The 16,145-nt window shown below is 41.4% G+C and carries 13 protein-coding genes; 6 read left to right on the top strand and 7 right to left on the bottom strand.

What is annotated here, in order from left to right; genetic code table 11:
• Position 1 precedes the first annotated feature (1 nt).
• The 4 genes from AC07UV_RS13515 (at position 2) to AC07UV_RS13500 (ending at position 2,874) form a co-directional block, all read left to right on the top strand.
• Positions 2–934 (top strand): AvrD family protein, encoded by a 933-nt coding sequence (locus AC07UV_RS13515; RefSeq protein ID WP_495184136.1) that lies wholly within the window; start codon positions 2–4, stop codon positions 932–934.
• Positions 931–1,641, top strand: a complete 711-nt coding sequence (locus tag AC07UV_RS13510) for an ATP/GTP-binding protein (protein WP_495184135.1) — start codon at positions 931–933, stop codon at positions 1,639–1,641. The genes AC07UV_RS13515 and AC07UV_RS13510 overlap by 4 nt, the downstream gene beginning before the upstream one ends.
• An 82-nt stretch (positions 1,642–1,723) precedes the next feature.
• On the top strand, positions 1,724–2,317 hold the full coding sequence (locus AC07UV_RS13505; RefSeq protein WP_495184134.1) for a Crp/Fnr family transcriptional regulator: 594 nt from the start codon (positions 1,724–1,726) through the stop codon (positions 2,315–2,317).
• A gap of 194 nt (positions 2,318–2,511) precedes the next feature.
• On the top strand, positions 2,512–2,874 hold the full coding sequence (locus AC07UV_RS13500) for a hypothetical protein (protein WP_495184133.1): 363 nt from the start codon (positions 2,512–2,514) through the stop codon (positions 2,872–2,874).
• Positions 2,875–2,960: 86 nt separating this feature from the next.
• Here the strand turns inward: AC07UV_RS13500 and AC07UV_RS13495 are convergent, their stop codons facing one another.
• From AC07UV_RS13495 to AC07UV_RS13485, 3 genes are read right to left on the bottom strand one after another with little or no spacing between them, the layout of a single operon-like run.
• Positions 2,961–4,334: a RagB/SusD family nutrient uptake outer membrane protein gene (locus AC07UV_RS13495; protein WP_495184132.1), complete on the bottom strand. Its 1,374-nt coding sequence runs from the start codon at positions 4,332–4,334 to the stop codon at positions 2,961–2,963.
• A 28-nt stretch (positions 4,335–4,362) separates the two neighbouring features.
• Positions 4,363–7,449: a SusC/RagA family TonB-linked outer membrane protein gene (locus AC07UV_RS13490; RefSeq protein ID WP_495184131.1), complete on the bottom strand. Its 3,087-nt coding sequence runs from the start codon at positions 7,447–7,449 to the stop codon at positions 4,363–4,365.
• Positions 7,446–8,753, bottom strand: coding sequence for a TlpA family protein disulfide reductase (locus tag AC07UV_RS13485; RefSeq protein WP_495184130.1), 1,308 nt, complete (start codon positions 8,751–8,753; stop codon positions 7,446–7,448). Before AC07UV_RS13485 ends, AC07UV_RS13490 begins: the two co-directional genes overlap by 4 nt.
• Before the next feature lie 722 nt (positions 8,754–9,475).
• On the opposite strand from AC07UV_RS13485, the gene AC07UV_RS13480 reads away from it, so the two are divergent.
• On the top strand, positions 9,476–9,733 hold the full coding sequence (locus tag AC07UV_RS13480; RefSeq protein WP_495184129.1) for a helix-turn-helix domain-containing protein: 258 nt from the start codon (positions 9,476–9,478) through the stop codon (positions 9,731–9,733).
• Between the two features lie 301 nt (positions 9,734–10,034).
• Here AC07UV_RS13480 and AC07UV_RS13475 read toward each other — a convergent pair whose 3' ends face one another.
• The 4 genes from AC07UV_RS13475 to AC07UV_RS13460 form a co-directional block, all read right to left on the bottom strand.
• A complete protein-coding gene (locus AC07UV_RS13475) occupies positions 10,035–10,364 on the bottom strand; it encodes a ubiquitination-like system serine protease family protein (RefSeq protein WP_495184128.1) in 330 nt (109 codons plus the stop codon).
• Between the two features lie 900 nt (positions 10,365–11,264).
• Positions 11,265–11,765: a hypothetical protein gene (locus AC07UV_RS13470; protein ID WP_495184127.1), complete on the bottom strand. Its 501-nt coding sequence runs from the start codon at positions 11,763–11,765 to the stop codon at positions 11,265–11,267.
• Positions 11,765–12,469, bottom strand: a complete 705-nt coding sequence (locus tag AC07UV_RS13465; protein WP_495184126.1) for a DUF3800 domain-containing protein — start codon at positions 12,467–12,469, stop codon at positions 11,765–11,767. The genes AC07UV_RS13470 and AC07UV_RS13465 overlap by 1 nt, the downstream gene beginning before the upstream one ends.
• Before the next feature lie 222 nt (positions 12,470–12,691).
• Positions 12,692–12,949, bottom strand: coding sequence for a hypothetical protein (locus AC07UV_RS13460; RefSeq protein WP_495184125.1), 258 nt, complete (start codon positions 12,947–12,949; stop codon positions 12,692–12,694).
• A gap of 265 nt (positions 12,950–13,214) precedes the next feature.
• Between AC07UV_RS13460 and AC07UV_RS13455 the strand changes: the two genes are divergently transcribed.
• Complete coding sequence (locus tag AC07UV_RS13455) at positions 13,215–16,145, top strand: HsdM family class I SAM-dependent methyltransferase (RefSeq protein WP_495184124.1); 2,931 nt, start codon at positions 13,215–13,217, stop codon at positions 16,143–16,145.

The following is a 16,145-nucleotide window of genomic DNA, read 5'->3' as shown; positions in this document are numbered from 1 at the left end:
TATGAAAACACAGCACGAAAACATTGATTATTTTTTGGGAGCACCGGAAAGCCGGTATTTTGGTGACGGATTTCGCACCTTCTATTTCGACCTGAACGTCCTTTCGGTAAGCGATCGGGAAATCAGCGGGCTTATCCATAGCCGGTATCTTGGCGGTAGCCGTCCGCGGAATGAAGAGGTACATTTGGGATCGGTTGAATTTTTGGCATTAGCCATGCGGCTGGGCACTTATGGACTGAACCAGCTCGGCAAACTTGGTATTGCCGATACCAACCGTGCATTTTTAAGCAATTACAGCCTCAAAGCCAAAAAGGTGCTCAAGATCATGACAATTCCCTTTTATTGTCGGATGTGCAGCAGCGAAGCGAATATCGGTAGCCTACAAGGCAGCCGGAGCCTATTTGAGATCAATATCGGCAGCAATATAGCCTTGCTCGAACTGGACCATCGTGGCGGTGCACGCTTCGGTAGCCTTCCCGCACGGGAGATTATCGCCTACGATCGCCCACAGCTGCATAACACAGGCTATAAGCAGAGCACACTCGAGATCGGGCAGATTGATCTAGATATAAAGAAACTGTACATCACAGCAGCAGTACAACATAAGCACCCTGCCAGCGGTGAGACGCTGGACGGGATCGGAAGTGCCAGCATGGCGTTGCTAAGTACAGACGCTGTACGCGTATTTGGCCAGCTTACCCAGGTACTGCTCTATGCTGCGGAGGGGACAGACAGGATTCAGTGTCCCAATATCTGGCTCCGCAAAATGGAACTGTGTTCCGACAGGCCGTTGCTTGACAGCGAGGTACAGGCCTCGGTCCAATTTCATCGGATCAGGGAGATCCAGCATCAGGGACATCGCTGGCAACTGATTGAGCTCGCTGGTACTGTCGGCAATTTTATTGGCAACTTCGAAGTGGGGGTCATGCGATGAAAAGAATTGTAATCAGTGGCACTTACTGCACCGCTAAGACCACGCTTACCCAGGCACTTTCATTGGCAACAGGTATCCCGGCTACCCATGCCCTCACCATGCGGGAGATCCTGCCTGAGCTCTACCCGGGCAAGACATTGCGTGGGTGCGATTATGCTGAGCTTATCCACTTGGGCATGCGGAGATTTGAGGAGCGTATCCAGGCCGAATCAAAATTGACGGGCGGGTTTATCTCGGATGGTTGTACATTGCAAGAATGGCTCTATGGAAGTACACGGCTCCTCACCGGAGCCTACCCGGACGAGCTACCCTGGAAGCTCATGCTCAAGCGGCTCTGGAACTGGCGATCCTATCGTGATTTTAAAAAGCTGCTACAGGGATTTGAGAAAATGGCAAAAGCGTATGCCAGCACCCATTACGATCTATTTTTTCATCTGCCTGTCGAATTTGATTTCGTTCCCGATGGGCATCGGCCTACTTCCGAATCATTCCGGACAGTGTCAGAGCATAGACTATTGGCGACCTATAAAGAATTAGACTTGCCCGTACATAAAATTTCGGGTTCCCTAGCTGAACGCTTACGACAGCTTTTAACACAGCTGGAAATAAAAACCATTCAGCCTATTGATGCCTGCATCGAGCAGGCTATAGCAATTACAAAAACGCGGTTTGACAGCATACAGCTGGAATCCGGTCAAGATACCTAATCTCCCCTTGTGCTAATCTCCCTTTAGGTTGGAGCGTGGCCGAGAGGGGGATTTATTTAGCCATTATTTTAAGCCAGCTATTATGGAAAGAATGTATGCACGCTTTGAAAAATACAATACACTGGCCCATGAGCTCAAGGAACTCCTGCAGCACTTCGGCAGAATACGCAGGTACAGAAAGGGGGATTTTTTTAAACAGGAGTATGAACCCATAGAGAAATGGTGTTTTGTCCTGGAGGGACTTGTATCCAAGGAACATATCAATTCGGCCGAACAGCTTGTTATAGAACGGATCTGCGAGCCGGGAGCCTATTTCACAGGCACCAAGCATCTCTTTTCCAGATCGAGCGAGCCTATTGCCATCCATTTCCTTCAGGATACGACACTCTTTGAAATCCGCAACCAATACTTTCAGGATATGGTCGAAACATTCTCGGGTTTAAAAGCGGTCTACCATATCCTTACCCAGCACAAGTTAAACCACGCTTTCCGTCACCAGCATACCGTCCATGCCCTTCGCGCCGAAGAGCGCCTCCATGACCTATACCTGTACCGGCCTACATTGATCAAGCTATTGACCGTAGACCAGAAAAAAGCATTTCTCGGCATTACAAATAACAGGGAATACTACAGGGCCAAACGCTATATGGAAAAAAATCTAAAAAAAAGTGAATAGTTGTATCAATGGCACAAGTTTGGGAAAGATGCCTGATCTAAATTTGTAATAACGATAATGACAACAGGAAATAACCCGCTCGGCTGGCTTCCAGGAAGCTGGCCGGTCATCATACAGGATCCCTCACATGCATACATGAGGTAAAACAGGATGCAAATAAAAGCATAGAAAAAAAACTTTTTAAAACAAAAATCATGAAAACATTAAAATCAAAAATTATTGCTGGTGTATCAGCATTAACACTATTATTAGGGAGTTTCTTCATTGCAGATGCAATGGGGAAAAAAGATGGAGCAGATAAAGCGCCGAAACAAACTCAATATCGATGGTTCCGGATTACCAGTAATTACTCACCCGGTAATCCCGTTTCATCGAGTGATGCTGTTTACTTAGGGACTTCTGCTACTCCACCATCGGACGACTGTCCGACCGGCAGCAATAAGCAGTGCGTTTCAGGCTTCTTGCCAAGTCAGACAAATGCAAGTGGCGGTAGCTTTGTATTATCTGGATCCTCACAGACGCCCAATCCATCTGCGCCCCATATTACTAAAAACTAATCGTAGCATTTTGACAAGGTGAAGAACCGGCAATTTTCGATCTGAAAATTGCCGGTTCTCTTTTAGAGCACTCTTCCACCATAAAACTAATAGCCTTTATTTTGGGTCAAGAAAGAATTTCGTTCAATCTGCGTCCGCGGAATAGGATACAAAACTGCGTCGGAACTCCATTGAGGTTTTAAGGTTGACATTACTGCACCAGCTCTTCCCGTCCTTTTGAGATCAAACCACCGGTGCCCCCATTCGCAAAAAAACTCAAGCCTTTTTTGGCGCTCCACTTCCAAAAGCAGCTTTTCCATATTTATATCACGCGCTAATTCCCCCAGTCCGGCGCGTTTTCTAATCAGGTCCAGATCATCAAAAGCCTCTTTCTTATTACCCAGTTTAAGGTTCGCTTCTGCCCTGATCAGATATTGTTCTGCAATCCGCAGCACTACATACTGCTCTGCACGGGCACCGCTGTTCAGGTCCCTGATCTGATACTTATAGGGGTAGGCATACCTGTTCCCCTGTATTTCATTGTAACGGATCCATTGCTGACCGCGCAGGTCATTTTTATCAAAGGCAGCCAGAAGTGCCCCGTTGATCATGTAGGTTGGCACACTCGATACCGAAGAAGGGTTAAAGGTAAAACCCTCCCATGTTGCCCTGCCGGGATAGATGGAAGAAAATACGGCAATAAGCTCCTTACTGCCTTCGACGAAAACGTTATCCGGGGTTTCCGCCAATTCAAATGGCCCATTTTCAATAAGTGCTGTCGCTTCATCAGCGGCCTGCTGATACCTCTCCGTAAAAAGGAATACCCGGGCAAGCAATGCAGAAGCAAAATATCGATTGGCCCGCAGATTTGAAGCGCCGACACCAGGCAATGCAGCCTTTGCCAGTTGTAGGTCTTCGATAATCCGGTTATAGATAATCGCTTCCGAACTTCGCGGAAGCGTCCTATTGGTACTATAGTCCGTCGTCAGCACCAAGGGCACAGGTCCATAGAGATTAACCAAATAAAAATAGAGCAACGATCGCAAACATAGTGCCTCGGCCATTAACTTTGTCCTGAGGTCTTTGCTTAGACTGGAGCTCTTGTCCAGCCCTTCAATACAGGCATTTAAGCTATAAATATATGCATACGCTGATGACCAAAGGACATCGATGGTACCGTTATCCGCAACTAGCGTATTCTGCTGAAACTGCGTATTTTCATTATTAGTCTGCTGCATGAGTTCATCGGCAGACATGCCGGGATAAATCGTCATCGAACCTGATAAGAAGCTAAGCCCGCTCTGGATCCTAGCATAGACACCAATAAGCGCAGCATTTGCAGAAATACTGTCGCCAAACACCTTTTCTTCCGTCAGTTCATTCCGGGGCAGCTGGATCTCGATCATCTTTTCGCAGGAGCACAGGAGCACCAGCGTCGTCTGCGCATAGAATAGAACGATTATTAAATATTTTTTCATCATGATAAACTATTTATTGCGTGTATAATATTTAAAGGGACAATTGTAGCCCGAGTACGAAGGTCTTCAACACGGGAACTGTGTAGAGCCCTTGGGTCTCCGGATCATTTCCCCGATAGTTCGTTACCGTAAATAAATTCTGTGCGGAGCCATAGACACGTAATGCCTTAACCCGGAGCACTGTTGCTATTTTCTTATCCAGGATGTAGGAGACATTGAGCGTTTTAAAGCGGATGTAAGATGCGTCCGAATACACCGCATCAGAAAGTGCATAATTTTGCCCCGCCCTAAACACATCGCCGCCAAAAGTAGTGGTATACCGCTGGAATTCTGCCCGGTCACCGGGCTGTTGCCACCGGTCCAGCATCGTTGCCGGGAGATTGTACTCCTGGCCTACAGCCCCATTATAGACCTGCTTAAGATAATTGGAGCCTGTCTGCTTTTTGAATTCAACAAAGAGGTCCAGCTGAAAATTTTTATAGGTTAACGTATTCTGGAGCCCACCAAAATAAACCGGATCGATGGTACCTATATAGCCAAAATCATTAAAATTTGTCCCCGAAGGCCGCTGTGGGTTACTGGTCAGTTCTCCCCCCGCATTCCTGAACTCGAATAGCCCCGTGCCTGGATTGACACCGCTATACCGGAATGCGTAAATGGCATTCAGTGGCTTTCCGATCATATACCGTGTTGCATAGCTGGAAGTCTCCAGCCCCGGAAAGGCCAGCAACCTGTTTTTGGGCAGGCTAAGATTGAAAGAGGTATTCCAGGAGAAATTACCCCCTGCGATATTCTTGCTCTGCAGCGTGATCTCCAGTCCTGAATTTTGGACTGTTGCATCCCAGTTTTCAGCCACGCTTGAAAAACCCGTCTGTGACGGCAGGTAGTAGCTGAGCAGCTGGTTGCTTGAGCGGTTCCGATAATAAGATGAACTCAAAAGCAGCCTATCTTCCATAAATCCCAGCTCAAGCCCAAGCTCAAGCTTTTTTGTTGAGGCCCAGCTCAGACCGGCATTAAATAGGTTTAACGGCTGCAGGCCTACCACCCCTTCATAAGGATAGCTTGAAGTACCCCATCGGGAAATATACTGATAATCTCCTGTGGCATCACTTCCCGCTATACCATAGCTTGCCCTTATCTTACCATAACTCAACAAGCCGAGCCCGTTCTTCACAAAATTCTCCTCCGAAAAGATCCAACCCAGGCCCACAGACCCGAAATTGCCAAACCGTTTTCCCGGCCCGAACCTGCTGGAGCCATCCCTGCGAACGCTCAAATTGGCAATATACCTATTATGGTATTTATAGTTGAGCCTGCCAAATGCGCCAACATACTTATATTCGCTATAGGCATCCGTCGCATAACGGTTGGTGGCGCCATTGATAGATATGATCAGTCCATCATGAATATACCCCCGGCCTGTAATCTGCTCCCGATCGTTGGTGTTATATTGGTAAGAACCGCCAAGCAGGACCTCAAAAGCATTTCTTTTAATGGCCTTTTTGAATTCCAGCTGCGGCTCGGCGATCAGCGTCCCGTAGCTGTTCTTGCCAAACGAGGATGTTGCCTCCGGGCTCAGGTAAGGATTCTGTGCCAAAAAGGGATTGCCCACATATTCATCCCCTTGAAACGTATTATATCCAAGACTCGACCGCAGGGTCAGTTCTTCTGTAAGCTTATAAGCCAGTAGCAGATTACTGTTGAGCAGGGTATTCTTCATCTGGTAAGTATTAAGCAGATACGAAATCGGATTGTCCGGAATCCCCATTCCTAGTTGTATGCCCTTATAGTCCCACCTGAGCTTCCCGTCTGCATCGGTCAGGTCCGGAAAATTCGGGTCCAGCCGATAGGCCGTAAGCAGGTTGGCATTGCCCGCAGAATTGTTCTTTCCATAAGAATAAGTTGTCGTGAGGTCCAGACTGAACTTCTTATTTTCAGAATTGTGGTGCAGGTTTGAAGAAAATGATGCCCTTTTATCAGCAAAATCACCCGGAAAGATATAGGACGTCCTGTTGAGCCCTATCCCCAGCCTAAAATTTGTATTTTGAGATCCCCCGCTTACCGCAGCGGTGAACGCCGTGTTGCCAGCGGATTTTCCAAGGAAATAATCCTTCCAGTCCGTATACTTATTAGGGTCAAAAGCCAATAGGTCAGGTGCAAATGCGTTATCCCATAGCGTCAGATTCGGGGAGAGCCCATCGTTACTGATGGCTTCGCTGCGCATCGTCAGGTACTCCTGCGTATCCATCATCCGCATGGTTTTACCCATAAAGGAAACACCCTGCCGGACATCCATGTCAAACTGCGTCCTTCCGCCCGACCCCTTTTTGGTCGTGATCAGGATCACACCGTTTCCACCCCGGGAGCCATAGATAGCTGTAGCATCGGCATCTTTGAGCACTTCGATACTTTCGATATCGGATGGGTTTAGGCTATTGAGCGGGCTGAAACCGCCTAGCTGGTTATTGAGCAGCGCGATATTGCCCGGCGATGCCAAGGACCCAAACTGATTGATATTTTCATTCTGCGGGGCAAAAGGGATCCCGTCGATAACGATCAAAGGGTTGTCCATTGGTGCCGGCGAACCGAATACCGCGGTTGCTTTGGGCAGGGTATTCTGTCCCCTGACCTGAATTTTAAATGAGGCTCCCGGCAGCCCGCTCGATGCATTGACCACCAGCCCGGCCACCCTTCCCTGCAGGGCTTCGAGTGGATTGGAAATTGGTTGCCGCGCGATGTCCTCTGCTTTTACTTTGACTACAGACCCCACATTAAAGCGCTGCGAAGTAGTGCCATAGGCGATCACCTGTACTTCATCCAGTACGCTTGTACTTGCTACTAGTACAACTGTTAAATTGATACGATCATTTACAGATACCATCTGTGGCTGAAAGCCCATTGACGTAAAATGCAATTTTGCATCCTTTAGCGCCGCATCGATGGTTATGTTAAATTTTCCTTGGCTGTCGGTGGTGGTCATTACACGTGTTCCTCCCAATAGTACCGATACGGCCGGTATCGGTTTTTTCTTCGTATCTGTTACCAGACCACTTATCACCTGTCCCAATACGGTCGCCGGGACTAGGGATAAAATCATTAGGTATAAAATATGTTTCATTGGTTGTTTGCTTTATGGTCAGTAATAATAGCTACTTTGATTTTCCTGTTTTCTTTACTAAGTCGCAGCCCCTGCTTTTCAAATGACAATTTTAGATGCTCTATATCCCTTAGATCAACAGGGAGTTTCATACATACCGGTTTGCTGATCTGCGTCTCATCGATAAAGGGTATTTCGTACATCCGTTCAAGCTGACCTACAAAAGAATTAAAGGGATAATTCTGCACGAAGATGGGCAGACCAGTATCGTCCGATAAATTAGTTTCCTTGGGCAGATCCGCAGGAAACTCGGTAATTTTCCTTGGATAGATGGCTGTGATGATCCAGCAGCTGATTTCCTTTTCCGTGAACTCCACCCGATATCCGAAATAACGGTCTATATCGGCATTGAAGAGCTTCATAGCCTCCTCGTTTGAACGAGCCGGGAAAGTCGCCAGATAATTAAATGTATTCTGTTCCATCCATCCCTTGGCGACTGTCAGATCAGTGGGAACATGTAAACGACCAGGATCTGCAACATTTAATATGGTTCTTGCAGGACCATAGGATGCAAGGGCGGGATAATAGGCCAGTTTATAGAAGTCCAAAATAGGGCTATTGGTAAAGAAAATCCGGTTCACATTCCCGCTGCTATCTTGGATGACAATGGATCTGCGCGTCAGCCCTTCAGTATAGCCCCGCAGAAGTGAGCGGTATATATAGCTGGAATCATGTTCAGATTGATCTGGAGCAAATAGGTTCCGCTCCGAGAGAGCAGCTGCATCAGCGCCGTGTGTTATGCTGTCAGATATACCAGCCATTGCACCTGCAAGGCTATTTTTGGTTATTTTATCGCTCAGTGTCAGGCCAAACACTTTGCCGTCCCTGATCCAGACCGAGTGTGTCAATGACTGAGGAGGAAATAATTTTGTCAATATCGTATCGTTAATAATAGAGGGCATCTGAACCGGAACAACTCTTTTGGTCAGCACATTTTTGATCCGCTCAGGTGTATCCCTTGATCCGCTGCTATTAACCAGAAGAATAGCCAGATCATCTTTAAAGTCAACTTGCAAAGAATCCAGTTTTGGAAAGCTTTTTAAACAGGGACCACACCAGGTGGCCCAATAATCCAGGATAATCAGTTTTCTATCACGATAGTCATTAAGGGTAATCTCATCTTTACCCGACGGATGGTTAATGACCTGTAGCGGCCTATTCCACAAAGCTTCGGGAATGGTATCCCCGATCTTTAAGGCAGTGATGTCGTTTAACACATCAGCCCCGCTGTCCTTGCGGGGCGTCTGGGCTGATAAACTAAACATAGAAAAACATAGGACAGATAGTAGGGCACTATATGTTAATTGTATTCTGAAATTGGGCAAGAGCTCTCCCGCCCTAAAAAAAACATTCATTTTTTAGGTGTTTAAAGGAGTGACCTCAGCACGATATCTTTCCTATCCGACCGTGATCGGATCTTACCTTTCCAAAGCCTGGCTCAGGTCACGTAAATAATAAATTGATTGATCGGAGAGCCAGACGAACGTTTGAATGGTATTTCACTAGGTTATATAATTGACGTCACGTTGTCCATGGCTAAAGAGCCAAATTGAAATTGGCAAGTCCAGCTGAGCTACTCGGCAGGTCTAATTTTGTTTTTGAAAGGATTCGTTTGATTCATATTCTTTTTAAATTATTTTCTTTAAAAAGAATCACCCCAATATATTGGTGATGGGGGATCCCTCTTGTAACATGCAAGGAGCCTGTAGGAGGGCGAGCGCATGCACAAGAGGGGCCCATCGTTTCTTGAATTTCACAAAAATACGAAATGGGCACCAGACTCCTGCAACTCGCGTGCTCTGAAATTTCCTACATTTCCTTACACAAGTTATTCTAGTCAAATGCCGTAAAATATACTATCCTTAACAATTTCTTATTTGGGATTTCATTTTACATTACTAAGATACAAAAATAAAACTAATTGCGGTGATATACAACCGCAATTAGTTTTATCAAAATTCTTTTATTTCTAAAAATTAGAAATAAGATGGAAAAAGACTATACCAAACTAAAAGCAGACTTCGGAAATCATGTGAGAAAGCTAAGAGATAGTAAAAAATATTCTCTAAGAAAAGTCGCATCCAAATGTGATCTTGATGATAGTAATATTTCTAAAATCGAAAATGGGAAATACAATGTCCAGCTTTCGACAATAATTGAATTAGCAAAAGGACTTGACGAACACCCTTCAAAGTTACTGGATTATGATTTTGGAGAAAACCTTGACAATCAAAATAAGGCCTGAAAGAGTCTTAAGCCACAACAATAAGTATTAAATTTTTAATTTTTCTAAAGAAGGGTTAAGGATTTTTCAAAAAAAACAAGATAAGTAACTATGAAACCTTCTAAAAATCTCCTGAATAATTCGCATGATCAAGCATTTATGAAACATTGTCGATTTTAATAGAGTATATTGACAATTCCTATTCGACATTATCCTAAATCAGTTATTAACATTATTTAAAAATAGAGTCCAGCTATAACAAACATAACTGAACTCCGTTTTTTATTTTACATACTTGGCGAGACACTTACAGAAATTTCTACTATCTCGCCCATTCTACTTTTCCTTGCCGAAGAAAAAAATGACTTTTACATCCAACAAATCTATTTATCGAAGGATGAATACTAATTTTACTTTTGTCGCTAAGTGAAAATGACCAAGATGGAAATTCTTCCTCTAATAAGCTCATATACAAAATAGCTCCACATCTACAAGGACACAACATTACTAGTTGCCAATAGAATCCTTCCTCACCTACAATATATACCACTCTTTGCCTAAATTTATCAGGCACATCTTGAGTGAAATTATATTTAAAGGGCTTTTCTCTTAGAAAAACCCTTTTAAACCAGTTAAATAACTTCTGAAACATGTTGAGAAAGTCCTATCAGGCCCAATAAATGAAATGTATCACCTTAATTGGTGTATTTACAAAAGAAAGAACATGGCTTACTCACTTCTTCCATATAAATAAGACACTCCATTAGATATCCCTATTCATACAGTGATGATTTTTATAAATTGGTTCCTTTTGTTACAAATAATGATGCAGAATTGCACGGAATATCTGATTTACGGGTAGAGAATTTGGCTAGACAATTTTACCCCTTTCGAACCCATGCTTGGAGATGCAAATAAAATACCAGAAGGTAAAATATATCAAATTATTATTAATAGCCTGATGGAAAAAGCTATCGGTAATTATTTTATAACAAAAGAATGGAATTCTAAAAAATAGGAATGTCTTCAAGTGTTGGAAAGTATAAAGTAGTATGGCTTGACGTTAAAGAGTTTGTTGGCTATGTGACTTTGAATAGGTTGATATACAACGGCTATTCAATGATTGGTCTTTAAATAATTCTAGGGTTGCTCAAATTCTAAACCGATGAACTAATGGCAAATTTGTCGATCCCCCAGACAGATATAAGAATAAAATCGCATTTATAGACGGCCGCCATCGAACAAAAACAGCATATTTTCTTGGACATAAAGCTATTTCGATAGTCCTTGACGTTGATGATTTGACCGGGATTCAATAGCTAATACCGTTCAAAGGCATAGAATAGGTCATATTTTTAATTTTTGTTTTATTCATGCAAATGTTTACTTTTAGTATTAACTCAGCTTGAATAAAACAATTCACCACCCTGACTGTTAGTTGATTATAACTGCTTTTTAAAAAATTAGAATTATTATAAATTGTATATATCAAAAGTAATTGATATCTTTGTACTATCTCATTGACCATGATGTCAAAGGAGAAACGAAGCCGTTAAGTTTTCTTAGCGGCTTCAGCGTTTATATAGGCTTCATACTCCTTTAATAATTTACGTCGTCTTGAATCAAATTCAACTGGATAGGCTGTCCAAGGTAGAACGTAATCGCCTCTATCAGCAAGTACTACTACGTAACCTTCCTTTTCATGGTAAATAATAATGTTCTCATTATTTCCTCGCTTATTTCTCCAAACTTTCAGATCACTGTGATCAGCATTGGCCATCATATGTTTAACCCATCTAAGCCGTTCCATGCGGCGCATATCAGGCTCCCTATTCTCTTCATCCTGCCCTTCGTGGGTTAAGTGATAGAACGTGGCTTCTTTATCATCCCTCAATGGGTGGCGTTTGAGATTGACTCGTTTACCTTGAAACGTCTTTAAGGGGTTAATAATAAAATCCTCTTGGAAACATTTGTAACTGTACTCATAATAGCCCCCCCAATCTCCACCGAAATCATTGAGGCTAACCAGTCCTGGCAAATTTAGATCAGCCATTAATATCCTCCTGTCCCTTTCCAGATAAATAAGTTCAGTTTATTTTCTTTTGGCAAGGTATTTTGGTTGAGACTGTATCCAGATCGATGCTTTATTTTTTTGATAATTTTGAGCTTACTCTCACTTGTTTGAAGTCCTCTATGAAAATATGTAATCGCACCTAATAGAAGATCCACTAGCTGAAGTGCCTGGGCTTCATGAGAGCGTATGTGCTGAAGTTTTCTAATTATTTTTTTCTCAAAATCATAGTGTGTTTTGCGTAGGTACTCTTGAAGCTTTACAATTTTATCCTGGCTCTTTGTATCTTTGATGTCCAAATAGATGTGATGCGAGCATTCTGGAGTTAAAATGATTTTGATAAGATCAAAATACATTTTATAATAGAAATCATCATGTGTTTGATTGTAAGCCTTATGATCTAAGGTATCTTTGTCTGAGACTATCAAACATCTAAAATGTAGGTCATCATCATCAAAGAAATAATCTATGAGATCCAGATAGAATTCCTCCTGAGCAGGCGAAACTTTATGCCACTTTATTTCAAAATAAGGTGGGAGATTATGTTTGACCTTGATTTCTCTTATGCGATCAAATATCTCGTCTTTTTTATGCTTTGGAAACCACACCGCCCCTAATCCCATAACTTTTATTCCATCATTTTCCAGATGGCAACTTTCATCGCAATATATATTAAAACTGCTCATACATTAATTTACTTTTTGTAATGTACCAATGATAATTGCATATGAGCAGTATCATTATAGTCTTAATTAGAAGAACGATACATCAGTTGTTGTAAAAATACCTCAATTTTTAATATAAAATAGTTAATGTGGAAAAAACATAGCCATTTGAAACTAAGAAATAGAAATTGAATATCGTTTTAGTACGATAAACGACGATATAAGATTGATAAATGCCTGTGATCAATCACCGCCAAAACCGATGGCTACCTCAAACGATACCACTGCCTTAGATGGCACTTTAATAAATCTATCAATGCCAAGCAAGACTGCAGAGGCATTATTAAGTTCCAAGCCTTTTTGAAAATGAAAATGAATCGTCATTTCATGATCTGGATTTTGAATGTCCAACATTCTGACCAAAGCAATTTCTTCCTCTGTTACTGGTATAATTTCGATAATCGCCGACGTCTTCGTCAATGCCGAATACAGATATCTCATATTTTCAATTTAAAAAGTTATGAATTATTTTGAGTGATAAAGTTAATGATTATTTTTCTACATGGGCTAATATATTCATGTTCAACAGACTGGAACACATTAGGCCAAGAGCATTATGAGACAAACTTTTATTCATTCTTTTCTTTCTCATATGCTCCCCGATGGTACTCGGATTTTTCAGATATTTTGAAAGATCTGATTTAGGATATGAGCTTACAGCAACGCATGGATATTCGTCAGTAATTTAACAAACTAAAACAAAGTAATGTATCCTGACCATGCCGATTTAACCAAGATTGGTGCCGATAAGATTTACTTTTCAGGTGATCATCCCGCTGTATTATTTCTTGAGGTTGAAGGGTTTGACATAAATGGATTAAGGCGTATATCTCATGTCCAGCACAGAGCTTGGAACTATCGAAAAATCATATTGCTTTTCGCACTATGCGATACAGAAATCAGGGTGTATAACTGCTATGCAAAGCCAATATATATCAAAAATGAGGAAGACCTAAATAAGGAATTAGCTGCTGCAGAGCTACTAAAATACGAAGTTGAGCTTAAAGACAAGCAAGTTCTCGACATTCTTCTTGAAGTTTTTTCAAGGGTAGGAATTGATAACGGGCTTTTATGGACAGTACAACCTGAAATAAGGCACAAGATTGATCTAAGAAATAGAATCGATGAATATCTTGTAAAATGCCTGTTTGAAACGACAAAAGCTTTGGAAAAAGATATCCAGGACAGGTCGATTATTCACGGTTTGTTAATGCGATCTTTATTCATTTTATTTTTAGAAGATAAGGGAGCAGCAAATGAAGCAGGTTTATATCAAAATATAAAAGCGGGATGCAATAGTTACTTTGACATTCTTGATGACAAAGACGCTGTGTACAGACTTTTTGATGAGCTTCAGCTGCATTTTAATGGGAACGTATCACCGGTTTTACCAAATGAAATAGAAATAGTTAGCGAAAAACATCTTAAATTAATCCAAAGATGTTTTATAGATGGAGATATAACCGGCAATGATAAGTTATTCAAAGATTGGCGTCTATTCAATTTTGAGATTATTCAAGTAGAATTATTAAGTGAAATATACGAGAACTTTCTTGGAGAATTAAGGCGCGAACGAGGACAGTTTTACACACCACATAATTTAGTAGAACTCATTTTGTCCGATAAGCTCCCTATCGATAAAGGTAGTCACAATAAAAAGATTCTTGATCCTGCATGTGGTTCCGGGATTTTCTTAGTGGAGAGTTATAAGCGTCTAATTAAGAGGTGGAAAAGGACAAATGAGACGGATAAGATTAGTTTTGAAGACTTAAAATCTTTACTAATTAATAACATATTTGGGATTGAGATTGATAAAACAGCTATAAGAGTAGCTGCATTCAGCTTATATATAGCTTTAATCGATGAATTGGACCCAAAGACGCTTTGGATAGAAAACAGTTACCAACTTCCTTACCTAATTTTTGATCCCGATGATACGAAAATAGTGAATCAGGGATATAATTTATGGAGAAGGGATACAATTGGAGAAATAGATACCGACTCTTTTCCGAAGGTAGACTTAATAGTTGGAAATCCCCCTTTTGGGACAAAAGAGCTTCCCAAAACAATTAGAGACTACTGTTCTCGATATAAATTCGCGAAAGAATATGTGTTGCCGTTTTTACACAAATCAACGAAGTTGACAAATGGAGGTGATATTGCCTTAATTTTTAATTCAAAAGTTCTCACAAACACACAAAGACCATATCAAAATTTTAGGAAATGGCTTTTCAATGGTAATCACGTGGAGAAAGTTTATAATCTTTCAATATTTCGAAAAGTGCCAAAGAATTTTGGCGGCCAATTGTTTAACTCGGCTGTTGGTCCTGTTAGTATCGTTTATTTCTCCCCTGTCATACCTCAAACGCCTTCCGACACCATTCAGTACTGGGCCCCTAAAACTTATGTAAAGTCAAACTTGGTCGATGGAGTACTTATTGACAGCAGTGACATAAAGTATTTACCGAGAGTTGACTGCCAAGACCCAACCTCTAAAATTTGGAAAGTAGCTTTGTGGGGTAATTTCCAAGGGTTAAAGTTGTTACAAAGGTTAGGAAAAAAAACGCTGAAAAGTTATTTTGCTGAGCACAGCAATTGGATTTATGGAAGAGGGCTAAATGCTGATAGTGAGAACCCTGATTTTATACCGGAATCAATAATAAAGACTGACAGGTACTATACCAATCCAAAGTCATCTACCCAATCAAACACGAAGTATTATCGAAAAAATAACGAACAGTTATTTGATCCTCCGTTTGTCTTGTTTAAGGAAGGCCAACGTCAAACGGAAATCGCATCTTCCTTGTTTTATGAAAAATGTTATTGTACTACAGGTGCTTTTATTATTAACAATACTCAGACCGCAATTGAAGAAAAAAAATTCCTCGTTGCGTATCTAAATTCCGACTTGGTCAAGTATATACTATTTTTAACAGCATCTTCTTGGGGAATAGAAAGAGAACGTGTATTACTTAACGAACTTATTGAACTGCCTTCTCCCTTTCTTTTAAACCACGAAGAAATTAAAGCGAGTGTCGTAAGTGCTTTTGATGAAATAGTAGTTCTTCAAAATAGGATATTGAATAACGAAATGGAAATTAAAAAGTGCGAACGAGTTATCTTCTATGAATTTGCAAAGCTTTTCTGTTTAAAAGCTAAAGATATAGCTTTGATCGAAGACACCATGATATTTAATTTAGGTTTGTTTAAGGACGGTCATGCATCAGAAGGGTTTCAAAGAACAACACGTCGTGAAAACGAAACTTATGCTGAAGTATTATATGGCGATTTAAATCTTTTTCTTCATTCCTCAAAAGCCAAAGCAAAGGTCACCATTTTTGATGTACAGATTAAGGATCCTCTAAATATGGTAGTTCTACACTTTTATACCGGTGAAGAACAGAAAGGCGTTGAGGTAAAAGATATTACGGAACTGCGGAAAGGGTTTCGAGAATTAGACCAATACATTATTCAAAAGAAAGCGCAGAGCATTTATGTACAGAAGCATATAAAATATTATGATGGCAATTCTGTTTATTTGATCAAGCCAAACCAGAGAAGATTCTGGTCGAGAACCCAAGCTATGGAAGATGCATCTTCATTGGTAGCTGATATTGTTAACATGGCTAAAAAATGA

The sequence above is a fragment of the Sphingobacterium sp. GW821-FHT03E03 genome (assembly GCF_059420745.1).
This window is presented reverse-complemented; position numbering and strand designations above follow the sequence as displayed.

Coding starts and splice junctions, on each gene's coding strand:
- AC07UV_RS13480 (WP_495184129.1), top strand. CDS start 9,476: ATGGAAAAAGACTATACCAAACTAAAAGCAGACTTCGGAAATCATGTG.
- AC07UV_RS13500 (WP_495184133.1), top strand. CDS start 2,512: ATGAAAACATTAAAATCAAAAATTATTGCTGGTGTATCAGCATTAACA.
- AC07UV_RS13495 (WP_495184132.1), bottom strand. CDS start 4,334: ATGATGAAAAAATATTTAATAATCGTTCTATTCTATGCGCAGACGACG.
- AC07UV_RS13475 (WP_495184128.1), bottom strand. CDS start 10,364: ATGTTTCAGAAGTTATTTAACTGGTTTAAAAGGGTTTTTCTAAGAGAA.
- AC07UV_RS13460 (WP_495184125.1), bottom strand. CDS start 12,949: ATGAGATATCTGTATTCGGCATTGACGAAGACGTCGGCGATTATCGAA.
- AC07UV_RS13490 (WP_495184131.1), bottom strand. CDS start 7,449: ATGAAACATATTTTATACCTAATGATTTTATCCCTAGTCCCGGCGACC.
- AC07UV_RS13470 (WP_495184127.1), bottom strand. CDS start 11,765: ATGGCTGATCTAAATTTGCCAGGACTGGTTAGCCTCAATGATTTCGGT.
- AC07UV_RS13485 (WP_495184130.1), bottom strand. CDS start 8,753: ATGTTTAGTTTATCAGCCCAGACGCCCCGCAAGGACAGCGGGGCTGAT.
- AC07UV_RS13455 (WP_495184124.1), top strand. CDS start 13,215: ATGTATCCTGACCATGCCGATTTAACCAAGATTGGTGCCGATAAGATT.
- AC07UV_RS13515 (WP_495184136.1), top strand. CDS start 2: ATGAAAACACAGCACGAAAACATTGATTATTTTTTGGGAGCACCGGAA.
- AC07UV_RS13510 (WP_495184135.1), top strand. CDS start 931: ATGAAAAGAATTGTAATCAGTGGCACTTACTGCACCGCTAAGACCACG.
- AC07UV_RS13465 (WP_495184126.1), bottom strand. CDS start 12,469: ATGAGCAGTTTTAATATATATTGCGATGAAAGTTGCCATCTGGAAAAT.
- AC07UV_RS13505 (WP_495184134.1), top strand. CDS start 1,724: ATGGAAAGAATGTATGCACGCTTTGAAAAATACAATACACTGGCCCAT.